Source organism: Streptomyces sp. NBC_00271 (assembly GCF_036178845.1).
In the GTDB taxonomy this organism is placed as follows: Bacteria; Actinomycetota; Actinomycetes; order Streptomycetales; family Streptomycetaceae; genus Streptomyces.
Map to the genome: position 1 here is coordinate 6018919 of NZ_CP108070.1, position 21363 is coordinate 6040281.

Annotated in this window: 17 protein-coding genes; 9 read left to right on the forward strand and 8 right to left on the reverse strand. The window is 67.3% G+C overall.

Going from position 1 to position 21363, the window contains the following annotated elements:
• Positions 1-89 precede the first annotated feature (89 nt).
• Entirely contained in the window at positions 90-1565 is a 1476-nt protein-coding gene (dnaB, locus tag OG798_RS27480; RefSeq protein ID WP_054236456.1) for a replicative DNA helicase, read from the reverse strand.
• A gap of 459 nt (positions 1566-2024) precedes the next feature.
• Here dnaB and OG798_RS27485 point away from each other — a divergent pair, with 459 nt between their 5' ends.
• Positions 2025-3362, forward strand: coding sequence for an MATE family efflux transporter (locus OG798_RS27485; RefSeq protein ID WP_095853706.1), 1338 nt, complete (start codon positions 2025-2027; stop codon positions 3360-3362).
• A gap of 272 nt (positions 3363-3634) precedes the next feature.
• Here the strand turns inward: OG798_RS27485 and rplI are convergent, their stop codons facing one another.
• The 4 genes from rplI to rpsF all read right to left on the reverse strand — a co-directional run bounded on the left by rplI (position 3635) and on the right by rpsF (position 5358).
• Positions 3635-4081, reverse strand: a complete 447-nt coding sequence (gene rplI, locus OG798_RS27490; RefSeq protein WP_054236454.1) for a 50S ribosomal protein L9 — start codon at positions 4079-4081, stop codon at positions 3635-3637.
• An 18-nt stretch (positions 4082-4099) separates the two neighbouring features.
• Positions 4100-4336: a 30S ribosomal protein S18 gene (gene rpsR / locus OG798_RS27495; protein WP_003949403.1), complete on the reverse strand. Its 237-nt coding sequence runs from the start codon at positions 4334-4336 to the stop codon at positions 4100-4102.
• Positions 4337-4393: 57 nt separating this feature from the next.
• Entirely contained in the window at positions 4394-4990 is a 597-nt protein-coding gene (locus OG798_RS27500) for a single-stranded DNA-binding protein (protein ID WP_266432688.1), read from the reverse strand.
• Between the two features lie 77 nt (positions 4991-5067).
• Positions 5068-5358, reverse strand: a complete 291-nt coding sequence (gene rpsF, locus OG798_RS27505; RefSeq protein ID WP_004950685.1) for a 30S ribosomal protein S6 — start codon at positions 5356-5358, stop codon at positions 5068-5070.
• A 313-nt stretch (positions 5359-5671) separates the two neighbouring features.
• On the opposite strand from rpsF, the gene OG798_RS27510 reads away from it, so the two are divergent.
• The 3 genes from OG798_RS27510 (at position 5672) to OG798_RS27520 (ending at position 8496) form a co-directional block, all read left to right on the forward strand.
• Entirely contained in the window at positions 5672-5983 is a 312-nt protein-coding gene (locus OG798_RS27510) for a hypothetical protein (RefSeq protein ID WP_095853704.1), read from the forward strand.
• A 212-nt stretch (positions 5984-6195) separates the two neighbouring features.
• Positions 6196-7317: a peptidoglycan bridge formation glycyltransferase FemX gene (gene femX, locus OG798_RS27515; RefSeq protein ID WP_060901662.1), complete on the forward strand. Its 1122-nt coding sequence runs from the start codon at positions 6196-6198 to the stop codon at positions 7315-7317.
• A 147-nt stretch (positions 7318-7464) separates the two neighbouring features.
• Positions 7465-8496: an alanine racemase gene (locus OG798_RS27520; protein ID WP_054236450.1), complete on the forward strand. Its 1032-nt coding sequence runs from the start codon at positions 7465-7467 to the stop codon at positions 8494-8496.
• Between the two features lie 115 nt (positions 8497-8611).
• Here OG798_RS27520 and OG798_RS27525 read toward each other — a convergent pair whose 3' ends face one another.
• Both OG798_RS27525 and OG798_RS27530 read right to left on the reverse strand, forming a co-directional pair.
• The gene (locus OG798_RS27525) at positions 8612-10123 is read right to left on the reverse strand and encodes a glycosyltransferase family 87 protein (RefSeq protein WP_267062320.1); all 1512 of its coding nucleotides are present in this window, start codon (positions 10121-10123) and stop codon (positions 8612-8614) included.
• Positions 10124-10229: 106 nt separating this feature from the next.
• On the reverse strand, positions 10230-12845 hold the full coding sequence (locus OG798_RS27530; protein ID WP_267062321.1) for a transglycosylase domain-containing protein: 2616 nt from the start codon (positions 12843-12845) through the stop codon (positions 10230-10232).
• A 374-nt stretch (positions 12846-13219) separates the two neighbouring features.
• On the opposite strand from OG798_RS27530, the gene OG798_RS27535 reads away from it, so the two are divergent.
• From OG798_RS27535 to OG798_RS27550, 4 genes are all read left to right on the forward strand, one after another.
• Positions 13220-13951, forward strand: a complete 732-nt coding sequence (locus tag OG798_RS27535) for a PadR family transcriptional regulator (RefSeq protein WP_095853701.1) — start codon at positions 13220-13222, stop codon at positions 13949-13951.
• Between the two features lie 44 nt (positions 13952-13995).
• Complete coding sequence (locus tag OG798_RS27540) at positions 13996-15078, forward strand: inositol-3-phosphate synthase (protein WP_067376714.1); 1083 nt, start codon at positions 13996-13998, stop codon at positions 15076-15078.
• Between the two features lie 124 nt (positions 15079-15202).
• Positions 15203-16465 (forward strand): MFS transporter, encoded by a 1263-nt coding sequence (locus OG798_RS27545; RefSeq protein ID WP_328757859.1) that lies wholly within the window; start codon positions 15203-15205, stop codon positions 16463-16465.
• Between the two features lie 112 nt (positions 16466-16577).
• Positions 16578-17087, forward strand: coding sequence for an LppU/SCO3897 family protein (locus OG798_RS27550; protein ID WP_095853699.1), 510 nt, complete (start codon positions 16578-16580; stop codon positions 17085-17087).
• Between the two features lie 127 nt (positions 17088-17214).
• Here the strand turns inward: OG798_RS27550 and OG798_RS27555 are convergent, their stop codons facing one another.
• Positions 17215-18681 (reverse strand): CCA tRNA nucleotidyltransferase, encoded by a 1467-nt coding sequence (locus OG798_RS27555; protein ID WP_328757860.1) that lies wholly within the window; start codon positions 18679-18681, stop codon positions 17215-17217.
• A 221-nt stretch (positions 18682-18902) separates the two neighbouring features.
• Here OG798_RS27555 and OG798_RS27560 point away from each other — a divergent pair, with 221 nt between their 5' ends.
• Positions 18903-21347 (forward strand): DUF6049 family protein, encoded by a 2445-nt coding sequence (locus OG798_RS27560; RefSeq protein WP_328757861.1) that lies wholly within the window; start codon positions 18903-18905, stop codon positions 21345-21347.
• Positions 21348-21363: the final 16 nt, after the last annotated feature.

Consider the following 21363-nt stretch of genomic DNA (forward strand, 5'->3'; position numbering starts at 1 on the left):
CCTCAGTCCACCCGGCCCGGCACCGCACGTCGAGTGCATTTCCCCGAAGACCGGGCGCATGTCTTCCGCACCGCGCCCAGGACGGTGGATCAGGTCTGTGCCATGTCCACGAAGCGCGAGTAGTGACCCTGGAAGGCCACGGTGATCGTGGCCGTCGGGCCGTTACGGTGCTTGCCGACGATGATGTCCGCCTCGCCCGCGCGCGGTGACTCCTTCTCGTAGGCGTCCTCGCGGTGCAGCAGGATCACCATGTCCGCGTCCTGCTCGATCGATCCGGATTCACGCAGGTCGGAGACCATGGGCTTCTTGTCCGTGCGCTGTTCGGGACCACGGTTGAGCTGCGACAGCGCGATCACCGGCAGCTCCAGCTCCTTGGCCAGCAGCTTCAGGTTTCGCGACATGTCGGAGACCTCCTGCTGCCGGCTCTCGGACCGCTTGCCGCCCGACTGCATCAGTTGCAGATAGTCGATGACGACGAGCTTCAGATCGGCGCGCTGCTTGAGGCGCCGGCACTTGGCGCGGATCTCCATCATGGACAGGTTCGGGGAGTCGTCGATGTAGAGCGGTGCGGCCGAGACGTCGGGCATCCGGCGCGCGAGTCGCGTCCAGTCCTCGTCGGTCATCGTGCCGGATCGCATGTGGTGCAGGGCCACGCGGGCTTCGGCCGACAGCAGGCGCATCGCGATCTCGTTGCGCCCCATTTCGAGCGAGAAGATCACGCTGGGCATGTTGTGCTTGATCGAACAGGCCCGCGCGAAGTCCAGCGCCAGCGTCGACTTACCCATCGCGGGACGAGCCGCGATGATGATCATCTGGCCCGGGTGCAGACCGTTCGTGAGCGAGTCGAGGTCGGTGAAGCCGGTCGGCACACCGGTCATCTCCCCCGACCGTGAACCGATCGCCTCGATCTCGTCGAGCGCGCCCTCCATGATGTCGCCCAGCGGCAGGTAGTCCTCGGTGGTGCGCTGCTCGGTGACCGCGTAGATCTCGGCCTGGGCGGTGTTGACGATCTCGTCCACGTCGCCGTCGGCCGCGTATCCCATCTGTGTGATGCGCGTGCCGGCCTCGACCAGGCGGCGCAGGACCGCGCGCTCATGGACGATCTCCGCGTAGTACTCGGCGTTCGCCGCCGTGGGGACCGTCTGGACGAGGGTGTGCAGATACGAGGCACCACCGACCTTGGTGATCTCACCCCGCTTGGTGAGCTCGGCTGCGACCGTGATCGGGTCGGCCGGCTCGCCCTTCGCGTACAGATCGAGGATCGCGGTGTAGATGGTCTCGTGCGCGGGCCGGTAGAAGTCGTGGCCCTTGATGACCTCGACGACGTCGGCGATGGCGTCCTTGGACAGGAGCATGCCACCGAGGACGGACTGCTCGGCGTCGAGGTCCTGGGGAGGTACGCGCTCGAAGGACGAACCTCCGCCTTCCCACGGCCCGTTGTCCCGGTCGCGGTCGTGCTGTTCGTCGCGGCCCCTGCCACCCTCGCGGCCTCGGCGGGAAGCGGGCAGACGATCACTGGGACCGCTGTCGGCCCACGGGTCGTCCAAGGGCTCGGAAATACTCACCGAGCCACCTCCTCCCGTCCGCCGAGCGGACCTAACCGTGCCTCTCATTTCTACGGCACGGCACTGACAACTAAGAGGCCCAACTCCGGTTCTGACGTGTCGGTTTTGCGAGGTATCCGAAGGCAGAAAAGAGAGCGGGCGCCGCACCACGGTAGGCCCGCGGGCACCGACAGCCAATCTGGTTATCCACAGGCCATGTGGACGACGGCCCGGATGCTGTGGAGAACTCCACAAAACCTGTGTACGACCCGGTGGACAGGCCTGTGAACAAGCCCTCAACCACTCGAAAGAAACCGCTCTGACCTGCTCGTTAACCATCCACCGGCTGTGCAGAAGAAAAACTTTCCCGGTCGGACAAAGATCGCTGCAAACGGTACACGGCGACACGCCCGACGGGAGCGCAGGTAATGGTCACTATCACGTTGCATCTCTTACCTGTGGAAGATTAGATTGGTGCCCATGACACAGGCTCCCCCGGCACCCGAGGCCGCCCGACGCCGGCACGACCGAGAGATCGTCGCGCTGGCCGTTCCGGCCTTCGGCGCACTCGTCGCCGAGCCTCTGTTCGTGATGGCCGACAGCGCCATCGTCGGACACCTAGGCACCGCACAACTGGCCGGCCTCGGTGTCGCCTCCGCCCTCCTTACGACCGCCGTCAGTGTTTTCGTCTTCCTCGCGTACGCCACCACCGCCGCCGTCGCCCGACGGGTCGGCGCCGGTGATCTGCGGGCCGCGATACGCCAGGGCATGGACGGCATCTGGCTCGCGCTCCTGCTCGGCGCGCTCGTCATAGCCGCCGTCCTGCCCACGGCACCCGCACTCGTGGAACTCTTCGGCACCTCGCACACCGCGGCCCCGTACGCGACGACCTATCTGCGCATCTCCTCGCTCGGTATCCCCGCGATGCTCATCGTGCTCGCGTCCACCGGGGTCCTGCGCGGACTGCAGGACACGAAGACCCCCCTCTATGTCGCCGTCGGGGGCTTCGTCGCCAACGCCGCGCTCAACGTGGGCCTCGTCTACGGCGCCGGACTGGGTATCGCCGGCTCCGCCTGGGGCACCGTCATCGCCCAGTTCGGGATGGCCGCGGTGTATCTGTTCGTCGTCGTCCGCGGGGCCCGGAAGCACGGGGCCTCGCTGCGACCGGACGTCGCCGGGATACGGGCCTGCGCTCAGGCCGGTGCGCCCCTGCTCGTGCGCACGCTTTCACTGAGGACGATCCTCATGATCGCCACGGCTGTCGCCGCGCGGCTCGGGGACGCCGACATGGCCGCACACCAGATCATCCTGTCCCTGTGGAGTCTGCTCGCCTTCGCGCTCGACGCGATCGCCATCGCCGGACAGGCCATCATCGGACGCCATCTCGGTGCGAACGACGCTCAGGGTGCTCGCGAGGCCTGCCGCCGCATGGTCCAGTGGGGCATCGCTTCCGGTGTCGTGCTCGGCCTGCTGGTGATCGCCGCCCGCCCGATCTTCCTTCCCTTGTTCACCAGCGACTCGGCCGTCCAGAACACGGCGTTTCCCGCGCTGGTTCTGGTGGCCGTCTCACAACCGATCAGCGGGATCGTCTTCGTGCTCGACGGAGTCCTGATGGGCGCGGGAGACGGGCCCTACCTGGCGTGGGCCATGCTGCTCACCCTGGCGCTCTTCACTCCCGTCGCGCTGCTGGTGCCCACGCTCGGGGGCGGGCTCACCGCCCTCTGGGGAGCGATGACGCTGATGATGACGGTGAGGATGCTGACCCTGTGGCTGCGCTCCCACTCGGGACGCTGGATCGTCACGGGCGCGACGCGCTGAACCAGCGCACTGGCCGTTTCACGTGAAACGACCAGCCCGGCCGGCCAACCCGACCTGACCCTGGCCCTGGCCCTGGCCCTGGCCCTCGTCCAGGGCATCGCCCACGCCATCGCCGTCGCCCTCGCCCTCGCCCTCAGACCCGTTTCACGTGAAACACAGAGCAGCTCGCCCCTGCCGAACGAACTCGCTCTCGCAAACTCGCTCCTGCCGAACGAAGAAGGGCCGTACCCAACTGGGTACGGCCCTTCTCTCAGCTATGCCGAGCGCAGCGGTCAGGCCGCGACGACCTCGATGTTGACCTTGGCGGCAACCTCGGGGTGCAGACGCACGGACGTCTCGTGGGCGCCCAGGGTCTTGATCGGCGAGCCCAGCTCGATGCGGCGCTTGTCGACCTCGGGGCCACCGGAAGCCTTGATCGCCGAAGCGATGTCGGCCGGGGTGACGGAACCGAAGAGACGACCGGCGTCGCCGGAGCGGACGGCCAGACGGACCTTCACGCCTTCGAGGCGGGCCTTGATCTCGTTGGCCTGCTCGATGGTCGCGATCTCGTGGATCTTGCGAGCACGACGGATCTGCTCGACGTCCTTCTCGCCACCCTTGGTCCAGCGGATCGCAAAGTTCCGCGGGATCAGGTAGTTGCGAGCGTAACCGTCCTTGACGTCGACGACGTCGCCCGCGGCACCGAGGCCGGAGACCTCGTGGGTGAGGATGATCTTCATTGGTCGGTCACCCTTCCCTTATCGCGCGGTGGAGGTGTAGGGCAGCAGCGCCATCTCACGGCTGTTCTTCACGGCCGTGGCGACGTCACGCTGGTGCTGCGTGCAGTTGCCGGTCACGCGGCGGGCACGGATCTTGCCGCGGTCGGAAATGAACTTCCGCAGCATGTTCGTGTCCTTGTAGTCCACGTACGTGACCTTGTCCTTGCAGAAAGCGCAGACCTTCTTCTTCGGCTTGCGCACAGGCGGCTTCGCCATGGTGTATCTCCTGTGTGATCAAGAAGTGGGGGTACGGCCCACCCTCGGCCCGGGGGCCTAGAAGGGGGGCTCGTCCGAGTAGCCGCCGCCAGAGCCGCCGGAGCCGCCGGAGTTTCCACCCCAGCCGCCACCGCCGCCGCCCTGGTTGCCACCGGCAGGAGCGCTGGTCGCCCAGGGATCCTCCGCGGGAGCTCCGCCGCCGCCCTGCTGGCCGCCGCCGGAGCCTCCGCCCCAGCCGCCGCCCTGCTGGCCGCCACCGCCGCCGCCGTAACCACCCTGGCCACCTCGACCGGTGGTCTTGGTGACCTTGGCCGTGGCGTTCTTCAGGCTGGCGCCGACTTCCTCGACGTCCAGCTCGTAGACCGTGCGCTTGACGCCCTCACGGTCCTCGTAGGACCGCTGCTTCAGCCGGCCCTGCACGATGACGCGCATGCCTCGCTGGAGCGACTCGGCGACGTTCTCCGCCGCCTGACGCCAGACCGAGCAGGTCAGGAACAGGCTCTCGCCGTCCTTCCACTCATTGGTCTGACGGTCGAAGGTGCGGGGGGTGGACGCGACACGGAACTTCGCGACCGCCGCACCGGAAGGGGTGAAGCGCAGCTCGGGGTCGTCGACAAGATTGCCGACGACCGTGATGACGGTCTCGCCTGCCATGGGGGAACCTCTCGGCGGGTTTGCTGCTGGCTGCTAGTGCTGCTACTCGATGCCCGAGATCAGCTGAGCTGCAGAGCTCAGTGGGTCTCGGGACGGAGGACCTTGGTCCGGAGGACCGACTCGTTCAGGTTCATCTGGCGGTCGAGCTCCTTGACGACCGCAGGCTCGGCCTGCAGGTCGATGACCGAGTAGATGCCCTCGGGCTTCTTCTTGATCTCGTACGCGAGACGACGACGGCCCCAGGTGTCGACCTTCTCGACCTTTCCGTTGCCCTCACGGACGACGGAGAGGAAGTTCTCGATCAGCGGGGAGACAGCGCGCTCCTCGAGATCGGGGTCGAGGATGACCATCACCTCGTAGTGACGCATGTGGAACCCACCTCCTTTGGACTCAACGGCCACGGCGGTTCCGTGGCAGGAGGGTTGTGATGCGTTCGCAACGGTATCCGCCGCCACTGACAACGCCACTGACAAAGACGACCCCGTCGATGTACCGAGTGAACGGTGAACCGAAGGGGAATCCTTGTCGTGACCTGGCCATGGCCTGGGCAGACACCGGTGCAGAGGGTACAGAGTACCTGCACACCCGCTTCCGGTTGAAATCCGGCCGGGGTCACCGTCAATCTGTACACATCGGGTGTGTATGGCGCTACGATGCGCCGCCTTCCGCAGGAGGTGCCCTATGGCACAGACGCGACCCACCGTTGCCGGCTCTCTGTTCGCGACGGACAACAAGCCCCACCCCCTCCAAGACACGCTGCTCGCGGTGACTCTGGTCCTCGGAGTCACCGCTCTCATCACGGCAGCCTTCAACAACCTGCACCTCATCAGCTCGTGGGCAGGCCTGATCGGGATCATCACCGGCGCCTCCGGGCAGTTCATCTCGGAGACGACCCGGGAACGCTTCGGCCTGATCCTGGGTCTCGGTGCCTCGGCCGTCGGCTTCTTCCTCGGCATGGCGCACGGCGGCCTCTTCGGCGGCATCATCGGCTGAGGCAGCCGGACACAACCTCGTCCGGGCGGCCGGAGACACCACCGCCTGCCGATACAGCCGGACACATCACCTCAGAACGTCCTGACCACGCTTCGGTCGGGACGCAGGTTCAGTACGGCCCAGTCGGGGCGCTCCCGGGGCGCAGTAGGCTTCGGCGCGAGAGCCGGAGCCCCTGTACCCATGGGGACACACCAGCCCGAGGAGCGCCCCGAATGAGCCTGACCCTGAGGACCATCAGCCGAGAGCAGCATCTGGCCTACATCCAGAGCCTGCCCGCGGCTAGCCACATGCAGGTTCCGGCATGGGCCGATGTCAAGGCGGAGTGGCGCTCCGAGAGCCTGGGCTGGTTCGACGAGCGGACCGGCGAGATGGTGGGCGCCGGGCTGGTGCTGTACCGCCAGCTGCCCAAGATCAAGCGCTACCTCGCCTACCTCCCCGAGGGCCCGGTCATCAACTGGTACGCGCCGAACCTCGACGAGTGGCTGCAGCCGATGCTCGCGCACCTCAAGCAGCAGGGCGCCTTCTCCGTGAAGATGGGCCCGCCGGTGATCATCCGGCGCTGGGAGGCCACGTCCATCAAGGGCGGCATCCAGAACCCGGACGTGAAGCGCCTGCGCGACATCGAGGCGGACTTCATCGAACCGCGCGCCTTCGAGGTCGCCGACAAGCTGCGCCGCATGGGCTGGCAGCAGGGTGAGGACGGCGGCGCCGGCTTCGGCGACGTACAGCCCCGCTACGTCTTCCAGGTACCGCTGGCCAACCGCTCCCTGGAAGAGGTCCACAAGAACTTCAACCAGCTGTGGCGGCGCAACATCAAGAAGGCCGAGAAAGAGGGCGTCGAGGTCGTCCAGGGCGGCTACCACGACCTCGAGGAGTGGCAGCGGCTGTACGAGATCACGGCGATCCGCGACCACTTCCGGCCGCGCCCGCTGTCGTACTTCCAGCGCATGTGGTCGGCCCTCAACACCGAGGACCCCAACCGGATGCGGCTCTACTTCGCCCGGCGCGGCGGCGTGAACCTGTCCGCGGCCACGATGCTGGTCGTCGGTGGGCACGTCTGGTACTCGTACGGCGCATCGGACAACATCGGGCGTGAGTTCCGGCCCTCGAACGCGATGCAGTGGCGGATGCTGCGCGACTCGTACGCCCTGGGTGCGACCGTCTACGACCTGCGCGGCATCTCCGACTCGCTGGACGAGACGGACCACCTCTTCGGTCTGATCCAGTTCAAGGTGGGCACGGGCGGGCAGGCCGCCGAGTACCTCGGCGAGTGGGACTTCCCGCTCAACAAGCTGCTCCACAAGGCGCTCGACATCTACATGTCACGCCGCTGAGCCCGTACAGGTCGCGCCGCTGAGCCGGCCCGGAGCGCATGCCGAGCCTCCCATCCGGCCCGGCGTGGCCCCGTCGGTCCGGCGGATCCGCCACAATTTCCCTACCTCTGATTCACCGCAGCCACGAGAAAGGTTCCGGGACCGGCCATGGCGCTCACGCTCTACGTCGACACCGCGCGCTGGCGGGCACACCACAAGCAGGTGTCCGAGCAGTTTCCGGGGCTCGTCCCCGTCTGCAAGGGCAACGGCTACGGCTTCGGCCACGAGCGGCTCGCCGACGAGGCCACCCGCCTCGGCTCGGACATCCTGGCCGTCGGCACCACGTACGAGGCCGCCCGGATCAAGGACTGGTTCGGCGGCGATCTACTGGTCCTGACGCCGTTCAGGCGGGGCGAGGAGCCCGTACCGCTGCCCGACCGTGTCATCCGCTCGGTGTCGTCCATCGACGGCGTGTACGGCCTCGTGGGCGCCCGTGTCGTCATCGAGGTGATGTCCTCGATGAAGCGGCACGGTGTCAGCGAGCAGGATCTGCCGCATCTGCACTCCGCCATAGAGAACGTCCGGCTGGAGGGCTTCGCCATCCACCTGCCGCTGGACCGCACCGACGGCTCGGACGCCGTCGAGGAGGTCATCGGCTGGATGGACCGTCTGCGCGCGGCCCGGCTGCCGCTGCACACGATGTTCGTCAGCCACCTCAAGGCCGATGAGCTCGCGCGGCTGCAGCAGCAGTTCCCGCAGACCCGCTTCCGCGCCCGTATCGGCACCCGGCTGTGGCTGGGGGACCACGAGGCGACCGAGTACCGCGGAGCCGTCCTGGACGTCACCCGTGTCTCCAAGGGCGACCGTTTCGGCTACCGGCAGCAGAAGACGGCCTCCGACGGCTGGCTGGTCGTCGTGGCGGGCGGTACGTCGCACGGAGTGGGCCTGGAGGCTCCGAAGGCTCTGCACGGCGTCATGCCGCGCGCCAAGGGCGTCGCCCGGGCCGGCCTGGCGACGGTCAACCGGAACCTTTCTCCGTTCGTCTGGGCCGGCAAGCAGCGCTGGTTCGCCGAGCCGCCGCACATGCAGGTGTCGATCCTCTTCGTGCCGTCGGACGCCACGGAGCCGCGGGTCGGCGACGAGCTGGTGGCCCATCTGCGGCACACCACCACGCAGTTCGACCGCATCGTGGAGCGCTGATCCCGGGACGGGGACACCTGTCTCCGCCCCCTGAGGAAACAGCGGAAAGGCCGTACACACATACCGTGTACGGCCTTTCGCGTTGCCCGTCAGAGCCGGGCCGAGCCCTGTTCGCTCAGAGTGAACTGTCTTCCCGGGCCGACCCGCCGCCGTTGCCGCCCCATTCCACCTGGGGTCCGTCGAAGTGCGCCGCGTGCCGCGGTGGATGGGCCGCCTCGCCGAGCACGAAGACGTCCTCCGCACCGTCCAGGACGCCTCCCGAGGGATCGTCCTCGCCCGCCCTGCGCACGACGTCCCGCTCCGGCATGAGGATGTCGCGTACGACCACGGCGCACAGGTACAGCGTCCCCAGGAGGTGGGCGGCGATCGCGAACTGGTACCCGTGGGAGGAGAGGCCCTTGTGGGCCTCCCCGCTGGTCGTGTACGCGAGGTACATCCAGATCCCCAGGAAGTACGCGACCTCGCACGCCTGCCAGATCAGGAAGTCCCGCCACTTCGGCCGGGCCAGCGCGGCCAGGGGGATCAGCCACAGCACGTACTGGGGGGAGTAGACCTTGTTGGTGAGGATGAAGGCCGCGACGATCAGGAAGGCCAGCTGGGCGAAGCGGGGGCGGCGCGGGGCGGTGAGCACGAGCGCGGCCATGGCCACGCAGACGAGCACCATCAGGACCAGCGCCCACGCGTTCGCCGTCTGGTAGCTGATCGGGATCTTCCACCAGGTGGAGATGAACAGAAAGACCGAACCGAAGTCGATCCCCCTGGTCTGGCTGAAGCTGTAGAACTTCGCCCAGCCTTCCGGCGCGAGGTACATCACGGGAAGGTTCACCACGAGCCAGGCTCCGACCGCGCCCATGAGCGCGTTCCCGAACTCCCGCCACTTGCCCGCCCGCCAGCACAGCACGAGCAGCGGTCCCATGAGCAGGAACGGGTAGAACTTGGCGGCCGTGGCGAGCCCGAGCAGGACACCGAAAGCGAGGGAGCGGCCACGCGACCACATGAGCATCGCGGCGGCCAGCAGGGCCACCGCGAGGAGGTCCCAGTTGATGGTGGCCGTGAGCGCGAAGGCGGGCGCGAGGGCGACCAGGAGGCCGTCCCAGGGGCGCAGGCGGTGGGTGCGCGCGGTGCATACGGCGATGACCGCCGCGCACACCATCAGCATCCCGGCGTTGACCATCCAGTAGATCTGCTCCTGGTGCTGGATGCTGCCGCCGCCCGGCGTGAGCCAGGCCGCGACCTCCATGAACAGACCGGTCAGGACCGGGTACTCGAGGTAGTCCATGTCGCCGGGGAGCTTGTCGAAGTACGGCACGAGCCCGTCGGCGAAACCGCGTCCCTGGTAGAGGTGCGGGATGTCCGAGTAGCACGCGTGCGTGTACTGCGTGCTGGCCCCGAAGAACCAGCCACTGTCGTAGCAGGGCAGTTTCTGCACCATACCGAGGGCGAACATGCCGATCGCGACGAGTGCGATCACCCGTACCGGGGTCCACCAGGACGCCCCCAGCAGTGCTCTCCGTCCGATGGGGCCGCCGATCAGCTCACTTCCGGCCGCGGCGACCTCATCGTCCTTGGTCGGCCGCACCGGCTCCGGCTCGCGCACGCTCGTTCGCGTCGTCTCTGCACTGGGCATGGCGCACATCCTGCCGTACGCGTCTGAGAATGGCCGCAGGGGCGGTAAGAGAACAGGGGCCGTCAGCCACAGCTGACGGCCCCTGTTCCTCGGGTTACGCGTCTACCTATCCGCCGTTCTGTCCGGCGAAGATGCCGCCGTTGCCATTACCTCTGGTGTTCCCGTTGGTAATGGTCGCCGTCGCCGTGGGTGACGTGCTTCCGGTCGGACCGCCGCTGCCCCCCGCGTCCGTCCCACCGTTGTTCCCACAGTTCCAGCTGAAGTTGCCGCAGGTGTCGGTCGGCGAGGCCGTGGGAGAGCTGCTGAGGGACGGGCTCGGCGAGGTACTCGGCGTCGGGCTGGCCGACGGCGACGGTGTGGTCGACGGGGTCGGGCTCGGGCTGGGGCTGGCGTTGAGGATCTCGCCGAGCGGTTCGGCCTTCGGGAAGTCCTCGTGCTTGGAGTCCTTCAGGGCCACGGCCATGTAGTCCTTCCAGACCTGGGCCGGGATGTCACCACCGTGGACGGACGCCACACCGCCGGTGCCGTTCATCGATTCCAGCTTGCTCGTCTTCGGGTCGGACCTGAACAGGGTGACGGCCGTGGACAGCTCCCTGGTGTAGCCGACGAACCACGCCGACTTGTTCTTGTCGGTCGTACCCGTCTTGCCGGCCACGGGGAAGCCCATGTCGGCGACCTTCTTGCCGGTTCCGTTCTGGACCACGTTCTGCAGGACGTCGGTGACGTTGTTCGCCACGTTCTCGGGCATCGCGGTCTGCTCGGCGGGCGGCTTGAAGTCGGGGAGCGGCTCGCTGTCCTTGAGCACCTTGGTGACCGAGTACGGCTCGTAGTGCGAGCCCGACGCGGCGAAGGTTCCGTACGCGTCGGCCATGCGAATGGCGCTCGGGGTCGACGTACCGAGGGAGAAGGAGACGTTGTTGAGGTTTCCCTGGTCGAAGGAGTCCTGCAGGATGCCCATGGACTGCGCGACCTTCCGGGTCTTGGAAAGGCCGACGTCGACGCCCAGCTGCGCGAACGGGGAGTTGATGGACTGCTCCATGGCCTTCTTGAGCGTCACCATCCCCCAGGCCTTGGTGCCCTCGTTCTTCTGCCGGAACGGCTTCCCGTCGTTACCCATGATCGGGTCGCCGTTCTGGTCCTTGATCACCAGAAGGTCGTCGCCGTTGTAGCGGGCCATCGGCGAGAGGGGCTCTGGGGTGGTCTTGTACGTTCCGTACTGCATCGCGGTGGCCAGCACGATCGGCTTCCAGGTCGATCCGACCGGCACACCCGTCGTATTGGCGTTGTTGGAGTAGTGGCCCTTGTCGAAGCCGTCGCCCCCGTAGAGCGCCACGATCTTGCCGGTCTTCGGATCGACCGACGCCGCGCCGAACTGCACGTCCTTGTCGGTCTTGGGCCGCGCCTTGGTATCGAGGAAGCTCTTCTTCGTCGCCTTGACGGCCTTCTCCAGCTCAGTGACCTTCTTCTTGTCGAAGGTCGTGTAGATCCGGTAGCCGCCCTTCTCCAACTGCTCCGGCGTGATGCCGGCCTTCTTCGCCACGTACTCCTTGGCGATGTCGACGAGGTAACCGGTCTGGCCGGACAGGGTCGAATTCGCCTTCTTGAGCGTGGGGAATGTCTTAATCTTGGTCCGCTCGGCCTGGGTCATGTTCCCGACCGTGACCTCACGGTCGAGGATCCATGTCCACCGTTCCTTGACCCGCTTGGTGTTGGAGTCGGGATCGGCCAGCGCCCCGACACCCCCGTCGGGGTTGTACAGGTTCGGGCCCTTGAGAACGGACGCGAGGAAGACGCACTGCTCGGTGCTGAGCTTTTCGGCGTCCACACCGAAGTAGGCCTGGGCCGCCGCCTGGATCCCGTAGGCGTTGCGCCCGTAGTACGCGGTGTTCAGGTAGCCCGCGAGGATCTGGTCCTTGCTCAGCTTCGAGTTCACCTTGATGGAGATGAAGAGCTCTTTGAACTTGCGCGTGATGGTCTGGTCCTGGTTCAGGTACGTGTTCTTCACGTACTGCTGAGTGATGGTCGAGCCACCCTGTGTCTCGCCACCCCGGGCCATGTTGACGAAGGCGCGCGCAATGCCCTTCGGATCGACACCTCGGTCCTTGTAGAAGGACGCGTTCTCGGCGGAGACCACCGCGTTCTTCATGGCCTTCGGGATCGCCTCCGGCCCCACGATCTGCCGGTTCGTCTGGCCGCCGGTGGCTGCCATCTGAGTCCCGTCGGACCAGTAGAAGACGTTGTTCTGGGCCAGGGCGGTGTCGTTCGGGTTCGGGACGCCCACCATGGCGTACCCGATGCCTGCCGCGACCAGCAACCCCCCGCAGAAGGTGAGGAACGTACCCGTCACCAGCTTCCAGGAGGGCATCCAGCGCCCGGCCCCCGACTTACCCGCGCGCGGGTAGTCGATGAAACGCTTCTTTACGGGCCCAGAGGCCCGCGCGCGCCCGGGTCCCTCAGGACCGCCGCGGCGGCCGCCGGGCCCTGTGGCGTCGGCGCCTCTGCGCCGGCCGCCACTGCTGCTTCTCTGGGCTGCGCGCCGGGCCTCGGCGCGGCCGGTGTAGGGGCGCTCCTCCTCACCTCCCGACTCGTAGGAGTCGGCAGGGGACCCGGTGGCGCCTCGCGGTGCCGCACGGCGGCCGGAGGACGGGCCGGTCTGGCCGCGTCGGGCCGCGGCACGTCCGCCGCCCTGTGGCTGCGACGGTTTGCGACGGTGCTCGCTCATCGAACGATTACTCCTCGGGCAGGCGCACCCGTGCGCGCCTGGAAACGGCAGCTGGTTTCCGGTCCCCCCGAAGTACGGATGCGGTCGTTTGCGCATTCACCCGTACTGCACCAGGGATGAGGACGCCCTCAGGCGTCACTCGGTTCCCGGTGGTTTTGCATGGCGCACAGACTACGCACCGTCAAAACCCCCCTAATCCTGAAGTTCACCCCAAATCAGGCAACTTGCTTCGTATGAATCGGTGATGTGACGCCGTTCACCATGGCCCCCCTTGTCGCAGACGGATGGCCGATCTATCGTGCTGATGTATCGAGTCGATACATCAGCTCGGCATAAAGAACGTGCCGAGGACACCGTGGCAGTGAGGAGGCGACATGAGCCGGCGTTCCGGGATCCTCGAGTTCGCCGTACTCGGCCTGCTTCGCGAGTCCCCGATGCACGGCTATGAGCTGCGCAAACGACTCAATACGTCACTGGGTGTGTTCCGTGCGTTCAGCTACGGGACGCTCTACCCCTGCCTCAAGACGCTGGTCACGAGCGGCTGGTTGATCGAGGAATCGGGGAGCACCACCGAGGACGCCCTCGCCGCTCCGCTTGCTGGGCGTCGCGCCAAGATCGTCTATCGGTTGACGGCTGAAGGTAAAGAGCACTTCGAGGAGTTGCTCGCGCAGACGGGGCCCGACGCATACGAGGACGAGCACTTCGCCGCTCGTTTCGCGTTCTTCGGGCAGACGTCACGCGACGTGCGCATGCGCGTACTGGAGGGCCGCCGCAGTCGGCTCGAGGAGCGACTGGAGAAGATGCGTGCCTCGCTGGCACGCACCAGGGAGCGCCTCGACGACTACACCCTTGAGCTCCAGCGCCACGGAATGGAGTCCGTGGAGCGCGAAGTGCGCTGGCTGAACGAGCTCATCGAGAGCGAGCGGGCAGGACGGGACGTCAAGGACTCCGCCTCCGAAGGCACCTCACGAGGTGTCCCCGAAGGCAGCTCTCCGGGCGCCTTCGAAGGCTCCGCTCAGCAGAACAGCACATCTGGAGAGACGGGCGGCCTGCCCCGGCACCGGGACCAGTCCCGGCCGGATCCGTCCGACGACACCACCACGTGAGGTCCAGTCGGGGCTTCACCTCGTACACACAGGGAGCAACCGGAATGGGTTCGGTTCGCGTAGCCATCGTCGGCGTGGGCAACTGCGCCGCCTCGCTGGTGCAGGGCGTCGAGTACTACAAGGACGCCGACCCGGCGTCCAAGGTCCCGGGTCTGATGCACGTCCAGTTCGGCGACTACCACGTCGGTGACGTCGAGTTCGTCGCCGCCTTCGACGTCGACGCGAAGAAGGTCGGCCTCGACCTCTCCGACGCCATCGGTGCCAGCGAGAACAACACCATCAAGATCTGCGACGTCCCGAACAAGGGCGTCACGGTCCAGCGCGGCCACACCCTCGACGGTCTCGGCAAGTACTACCGCATGACCATCGAGGAGTCCGCCGAGGCGCCGGTCGACATCGTCCAGATCCTCAAGGACAAGCAGGTCGACGTCCTCGTCTGCTACCTGCCCGTCGGTTCCGAGGACGCGGCGAAGTTCTACGCCCAGTGCGCCATCGACGCCAAGGTCGCCTTCGTCAACGCCCTCCCGGTCTTCATCGCCGGCACCAAGGAGTGGGCGGACAAGTTCACCGAGGCGGGCGTCCCGATCGTCGGCGACGACATCAAGTCGCAGGTCGGCGCCACGATCACGCACCGTGTGATGGCGAAGCTGTTCGAGGACCGCGGTGTCCGTCTTGAGCGCACCATGCAGCTCAACGTCGGCGGCAACATGGACTTCAAGAACATGCTGGAGCGCGACCGCCTCGAGTCGAAGAAGATCTCGAAGACGCAGGCCGTCACCTCGCAGATCCCCGACCGCGACATGGGCGAGAAGAACGTCCACATCGGTCCCTCGGACTACGTGGCCTGGCTCGACGACCGCAAGTGGGCGTACGTCCGTCTCGAGGGCCGCGCCTTCGGTGACGTCCCGCTGAACCTGGAGTACAAGCTCGAGGTCTGGGACTCCCCGAACTCCGCGGGTGTCATCATCGACGCCCTGCGCGCCGCGAAGATCGCCAAGGACCGCGGCATCGGCGGCCCGATCCTGTCGGCGTCCTCGTACTTCATGAAGTCCCCGCCGGTCCAGTACTTCGACGACGAGGCCTTCGCCAACGTCGAGAAGTTCATCAAGGGCGAGGTCGAGCGCTAGCAAGACAGGCCTCCGCGCGCCGTCGAGACACGGCGCGGAGCGCCGAGGGGCTTTTCGCTCCTGCCCGTCGAGGGTCCCTGGGTCTTTGACCCGGGGACCCTCCTCGTATGTGAGGCTGTGCCCCATGGCTGTCGTGCGTGACCTGCGCGTCCTCCTGCGCTTCCAAGGCTTCAGACGCCTGCTCGGTGTCCGGTTGCTGTCCCAGGGCGCCGACGGCGTCTACCAGGTCGCGCTCGCCACGTACGTCGTCTTCTCACCGGAGAAGCAGACCTCAGCGGCCTCTATCGCCTCCGCGATGGCGGTACTGCTCCTGCCGTACTCCCTGGTCGGCCCCTTCGCCGGCGTCCTGCTGGACCGCTGGCGGCGCCGCCAGGTCCTCCTGTACGGCAATCTGCTGCGGACCGCGCTGGCCTGTGTGACGGCCTTGCTGATGCTGAGCCATGTCCCCGACTGGCTCTTCTACGCCTCCGCGCTGTGCGTCACCGCGGTCAACCGGTTCGTCCTCGCGGGCCTCTCGGCCGCCCTGCCCCGTGTCGTCGACTCCCACCGGCTGGTCATGGCCAACGCCCTGTCGCCCACCGCCGGAACACTCGCCGCGACCGCGGGCGGCGGTCTCGCGTTCGTCGTACGCCTGGTCGCCTCGGACTCGGACGCGGCGGTCGTCCTCCTCGGTGCGGCCCTCTATCTGTGCGCCGCGCTCGCCTCGCTGCGCATGGCACCGGAACTGCTCGGCCCCGATCAGGAGTTGGTGCAGCCGAGCTTGCGTACGGCGCTCACCGGCACCGCGCGCGGTCTCGCGGCCGGTGTGCGCCATCTCGCCGAGCCCGCGCGGCGGGAGGCGGCCTGGGCGCTCCTGTCGATGACCCTGATGCGCTTCTGCTACGGCGCCCTGACCGTCATGGTGCTGATGCTGTGCCGGTACGCCTGGTCGTCCGGCTCCGACGGCGGGGTCGCCCTGCTGGGCCTGGCGGTGGGCATCTCCGGGGCGGGCTTCTTCGTCGCGGCCGTGGTGACGCCCTGGGCCGTGGGACGACTGGGCCCCGGTGGCTGGATCGCCGCGTGCGCGGCCGCGGTGGCGGTCCTGGAACCGGCGCTCGGCCTCCCTTTCGAGGCAGCGCCCATGCTGGCCGCCGCCTTCGTTCTCGGCCTGACCACACAGGGCGCGAAGATCGCCACCGACACGATCGTGCAGTCCTCGGTCGACGATGGTTACCGCGGCCGGATCTTCTCCGTTTACGACGTCCTGTTCAACATCGCCTTCGTCGGCGCGGCCGCAGTAGCCGCCCTGATGCTGCCTCCTGACGGCCGCTCAGCTTCCCTCGTCGTCACACTGGCCGCGGTCTACACAGCAATTGCTGTTGCTATGGCCCGCTTTGAGATGCAGTAAGTGTCACATCAGGGCCACAGAGCCTCTCTGGACTACTGCGTTGTCAGTCGGTCCCGATAACTTACGTGCGTCTTATTCACGCCACGCACTTACGTTCTAGGGGGACCCCTAAGTGACCACTCCGCCGCCCCAGGGCCAGAACCCGTTCGCCCAGGGCCAGCAGCCCTACGGACAGCCGCCCCAGGGCCAGGCTCCGTACGGGGCGCCGCCGCAGGGGTATCCCCAGCAGCCCGCCCAGCCGGGCTTCCCGCAGCAGGGACCGATTCCCTACGCTCCGGTCGCACCGCAGCGCCCGAAGCGCGGCGTCAAGTGGTACCTGCGCATAGTCCTTGCCATTGCGGGCCTCAGCGTCGTCGTGGGCGGTTTGGTGCTCAATAACGACAGCGAGGACGCCAAGAAGCTGGCCGTGGGCGACTGCCTGTACAACAAGGGGACCGCCAACGACCCGGACGTCATCCAGGTCGACTGCACCGACTCCAAGGCCACACACAAGGTCCTCAAGAAGGCGGACGGCGCCTCGCTTCCTTCACTGACGTGCCAGAACGTCACGGGCACGACGGCGACGCTGACGTGGAAGGAAACCGGCGAGTCCTTCACGCTGTGCCTCGGGGCCAACAAGTAACCCAGCCGATCTGAACGTGCCAAGGGGCGGTGTTTCACGTGAAACACCGCCCCTTGTTGTTCCCGGCACAGACCCCGGGGTCATGTTTCACGTGAAACATGACCCCACGCGGCCCGTTCTGTGAGCCTCAGTCCTGCTCGGCCCACCACTCCTTGAGTGCCGTCACCGCAGCGTCGTGCCCCATGGGCCCGTTCTCCAGCCTCAGCTCCAGCATGAACTTGTACGCCTGGCCGATCGCCGGACCAGGGCCGATGCCCAGGATCTCCATGATCTGGTTGCCGTCGAGGTCGGGACGGATCGCGTCCAGCTCCTCCTGCTCCTGGAGCTCGGCGATGCGCTTCTCCAGGCCGTCATACGCCTGAGAGAGCGCCGTCGCCTTGCGCTTGTTGCGCGTGGTGCAGTCGGAGCGGGTCAGCTTGTGGAGGCGGTCGAGGAGCGGACCCGCGTCACGGACGTAGCGACGGACCGCGGAGTCCGTCCACTCGCCGGTGCCGTATCCGTGAAAGCGCAGATGAAGTTCGACCAGACGCGAGACGTCCTTCACGAGGTCATTGGAGTACTTGAGCGCCGTCATCCGCTTCTTGGTCATCTTCGCGCCCACCACCTCGTGGTGGTGGAAGGAGACCCGCCCGTCCTTCTCGAAGCGCCGCGTCCTCGGCTTGCCGATGTCGTGCAGCAGCGCGGCGATCCGGAGCGTCAGGTCCGGACCATTTTCCTCGAGCGCCATGGCCTGTTCCAGGACGATCAGCGTGTGGTCGTAGACGTCCTTGTGCCGGTGGTGCTCATCACGCTCCAGTCGCAGCGCGGGAAGCTCCGGCAGCACATGGTCGGCGAGGCCGGTGTCCACGAGCAGCGTCAGACCCTTGCGCGGGTGAGCGGAGAGGACCAGCTTGTTCAGCTCGTCCCGCACCCGCTCCGCCGAGACGATCTCGATGCGCCCGGCCATGTCCGTCATCGCGGCGACGACGTCGGGCGCCACCTCGAAGTCGAGCTGCGCGGCGAACCGCGCGGCTCGCATCATCCGCAGCGGATCGTCGGAGAAGGACTCTTCGGGTGTACCCGGAGTGCGCAGGACCCGCGCGGACAGGTCGTCCCGACCGCCGTACGGATCGATGAACTCCTTCTCCGGCAGCGCCACGGCCATCGCGTTCACAGTGAAGTCGCGGCGCACGAGGTCTTCCTCGATCGAGTCGCCGTAGGACACCTCGGGCTTGCGCGAGGTCCGGTCGTACGCCTCGGAGCGGTACGTCGTGATCTCGATCTGGAAGGACTGCTGCACGTCGTCCACGCGTGCGTCCTTCTGCGCGCCGACGGTGCCGAAAGCGATCCCGACCTCCCAGACGGCGTCCGCCCAGGGCCGCACGATCTTCAGTACGTCATCGGGGCGGGCGTCGGTCGTGAAGTCCAGATCATTGCCGAGCCGGCCAAGGAGCGCGTCTCGGACCGAGCCACCGACCAGGGCGAGTGAGAACCCCGCCTCCTGGAAACGGCGGGCGAGGTCGTCGGCGACAGGGGACACCCGCAACAGTTCACTCACCGCGCGGCGCTGCACCTGACTCAGGGCACTGGGGTTGTCTTCGTTGGCGTTCGGCACAACAGAAAAGGGTACGTGGCCGAGGCACTCGCGGGCGCCTCCATAAAACGTGCACAGCCATCCCCTTCTCGTGGGGGATCAATACTTACGCATACAGGACACTCGACCCTGTCTACTGATCTTGCGAAGCGGTCCGCGGCACTTACCCTCAGCGCACATCGTTACCATGCGTGGACGCACATTCCGACGACCACTGACGATGACGAGGGACGGACGAGCGCGTGGCCGAGGCGGCAGACTTCCAGGGGATGAGTCCCTCACCTGCCCGCCGGTGGCTGCGGCGCACCGGCACACTGCTGGCCGGTGCGCCCCTGCTGGCCGGCGTGCTCCAGCTGCCCTCTTCCCCGGCCGCACACGCCGCTCAGACGGCCGCTGTGGCCGACGCCACCGGGTCCGGCACGGTGGACATCTCCCTGGACTCGCTGACCCCCAGCGCGCCCACGGAGGGCGACACGATCACCGTCTCCGGTTCGGTCACCAACAAGGGCAAGCAGACGGTCACGGGCGCGCACGTGGGCCTGCGGGTGGGCCCGACCCTCCAGGGCCGGGTCGCCATCGACGACGCGGCGAAGCGCACCGGGTTCCAGCTGGGTCCTGACCCCCTGGAGGTCGGCGGCAAGTACGTCGAGAAGTTCTCCAAGCTCGCCGCGGGCGTCTCGCAGCACTTCAGCATCTCGGTGCCCGTCAAAGACCTGAACCTCGACTCCGACGGGGTGTACCAGCTCGGGGTCTCCCTCACCGGCCAGACCGCCGCGCAGCCGTGGGACCAGGTGCTCGGCATCAAGCGGACGTTCCTGCCCTGGCAGCCCGCCGGCGCCGACACGAAGACGAAGACGACGTATCTCTGGCCGCTGATCTCGACGGTCCACCTGCGGGCGGAGACCGGCTCGGACGCGCAGCAGACGCCTGTCTTCCAGAACGACGACCTGGCCAAGGAGATCTCCCCCGGCGGCCGCCTGGACCAGCTCCTGTCCCTGGGCAGCGACCTCGACGTCACCTGGGTCCTCGACCCGGACCTGCTGGCCTCCGTCGACGCCATGACGCGCAACTACCAGATCAAGAACGGCGACACCACGACGGCGGGCAAGAACCAGGCCGTCGCCAAGGCGTGGCTCGACAAGCTCGAGAAGACCGTCGCGGACAAGGAAAAGGAAGTCGTCGCTCTCCCCTTCGCCGACCCCGACCTCGCGTCGCTGGCGCACAACGGCAAGGACGTCACGGGCTCCCTCAGCCACCTCAAGGACGCCACGACCGTGGCCTCCAGCACGGTGCAGACGATCCTCCATGTGAAGCCGAACACGGACTTCGCCTGGCCCGCCGAGGGCGCGGTCGATCCGTCGATCGTCAAGGTCGCCACCTCCGCCGGCGCCGACAAGGTGATCGCCCGCAGCGACAGCCTGCGCGAGACCGGCGGGCTCACCTACACGCCCACCGCCGCCCGCCCCATCGGGGGCGGCACGACGGCGGTGGTCGCGGACTCCAGGCTGTCGACCGCGTTCGAGGGCGACATGGCGAAGGCCGACAACTCGACGCTCGCCGTGCAGGAATTCCTGGCCCAGAGCCTGATGGTCGATCTGCAGGAGCCGAGCAAGCAGCGGAGCATCGTCGTCGCCCCGCAGCGCATGCCCTCCGTGAGCCAGGCCCAGACCATGGCGACGGCGGTGAGGGCCCTCCAGGACGGGAACTGGTCCGACTCCCAGAACCTCCCCGCGGCCGCCAAAGCCAAGCCGGACCCGAGCGCCACGACGAAGGTGCCCTCGGCGTCCTCGTACCCCTCCTCGCTGCGCAAGCAGGAGCTGCCGCGGTCGGCCTTCGAGCAGATCCAGCGCACACAGAGCGCGCTCGAAAACTTCAAGGTCATCCTCACCGACAAGTCCCGCGTGGTCACTCCCTTCGGTCGGGCCATAGACCGAGGGATGTCCACGTCCTGGCGCGGCCGTGCCGACCAGGCGGGGACCTTCCGCAGCGGCGTCAAGTCGTACCTCGACGACCTCACCGGTCTCGTCAGGCTGATCGACAAGTCCGACGCGAAGCTCTCGGGCCGCAGTGCCACGATCCCCGTGACGGTGCAGAACAACCTCGTGCAGGGCGTCCACCACCTGGTGCTGCGTCTCACCTCACTGCAGCCGACCCGACTCAAGATCGGCAACGACGCCTTCGACGAGCGGCCGATCCAGGTCGCGGGCGAGCACAGCCAGTCGGTGAAGTTCACCACCTCCGCGAAGGCCAACGGTCCGGTGACGGTCGTCGCGCAGTTGTTCACGGACGACGGCCAGGCGTACGGTCCCCCCGTCAAGTTCGAAGTGAAGGTCACCGAGATCACTCCCACGGTGATGCTGGTGATCGGCGGTGGCGTCCTGCTGCTCGTGCTCGCCGGATTCCGGATGTACACCCAGCGCAAGCGCGCGGCGGCCCGCCAGGCCGAGGAGGAGCAGGAGAACACCCCCGACACCGAGGGCGGGGCCGAGGCTCTGAACGGCGTGAACACGGACGCCGAGGGCACCGTAGACACTACTGAGGACACTGAGCGCTCCAAGGACGGTCCCGACGGGGAGTCCACGACGGAGTCCGGGGCAGACGACCCGGAGCACCCGAGTGACCCGACACCGGACACCGCACCGGAAAGCACCGACCCGTCCGGCACGGGTGAGAGAGTGGACCGTTGAGCGATGTCGTGGCCGG

Coding starts and splice junctions, on each gene's coding strand:
- OG798_RS27485 (WP_095853706.1), top strand. CDS start 2,025: ATGACACAGGCTCCCCCGGCACCCGAGGCCGCCCGACGCCGGCACGAC.
- rplI (WP_054236454.1), bottom strand. CDS start 4,081: ATGAAGATCATCCTCACCCACGAGGTCTCCGGCCTCGGTGCCGCGGGC.
- rpsR (WP_003949403.1), bottom strand. CDS start 4,336: ATGGCGAAGCCGCCTGTGCGCAAGCCGAAGAAGAAGGTCTGCGCTTTC.
- OG798_RS27500 (WP_266432688.1), bottom strand. CDS start 4,990: ATGGCAGGCGAGACCGTCATCACGGTCGTCGGCAATCTTGTCGACGAC.
- rpsF (WP_004950685.1), bottom strand. CDS start 5,358: ATGCGTCACTACGAGGTGATGGTCATCCTCGACCCCGATCTCGAGGAG.
- OG798_RS27510 (WP_095853704.1), top strand. CDS start 5,672: ATGGCACAGACGCGACCCACCGTTGCCGGCTCTCTGTTCGCGACGGAC.
- femX (WP_060901662.1), top strand. CDS start 6,196: ATGAGCCTGACCCTGAGGACCATCAGCCGAGAGCAGCATCTGGCCTAC.
- OG798_RS27520 (WP_054236450.1), top strand. CDS start 7,465: ATGGCGCTCACGCTCTACGTCGACACCGCGCGCTGGCGGGCACACCAC.
- OG798_RS27525 (WP_267062320.1), bottom strand. CDS start 10,123: ATGCCCAGTGCAGAGACGACGCGAACGAGCGTGCGCGAGCCGGAGCCG.
- OG798_RS27530 (WP_267062321.1), bottom strand. CDS start 12,845: ATGAGCGAGCACCGTCGCAAACCGTCGCAGCCACAGGGCGGCGGACGT.
- OG798_RS27535 (WP_095853701.1), top strand. CDS start 13,220: ATGAGCCGGCGTTCCGGGATCCTCGAGTTCGCCGTACTCGGCCTGCTT.
- OG798_RS27540 (WP_067376714.1), top strand. CDS start 13,996: ATGGGTTCGGTTCGCGTAGCCATCGTCGGCGTGGGCAACTGCGCCGCC.
- OG798_RS27545 (WP_328757859.1), top strand. CDS start 15,203: ATGGCTGTCGTGCGTGACCTGCGCGTCCTCCTGCGCTTCCAAGGCTTC.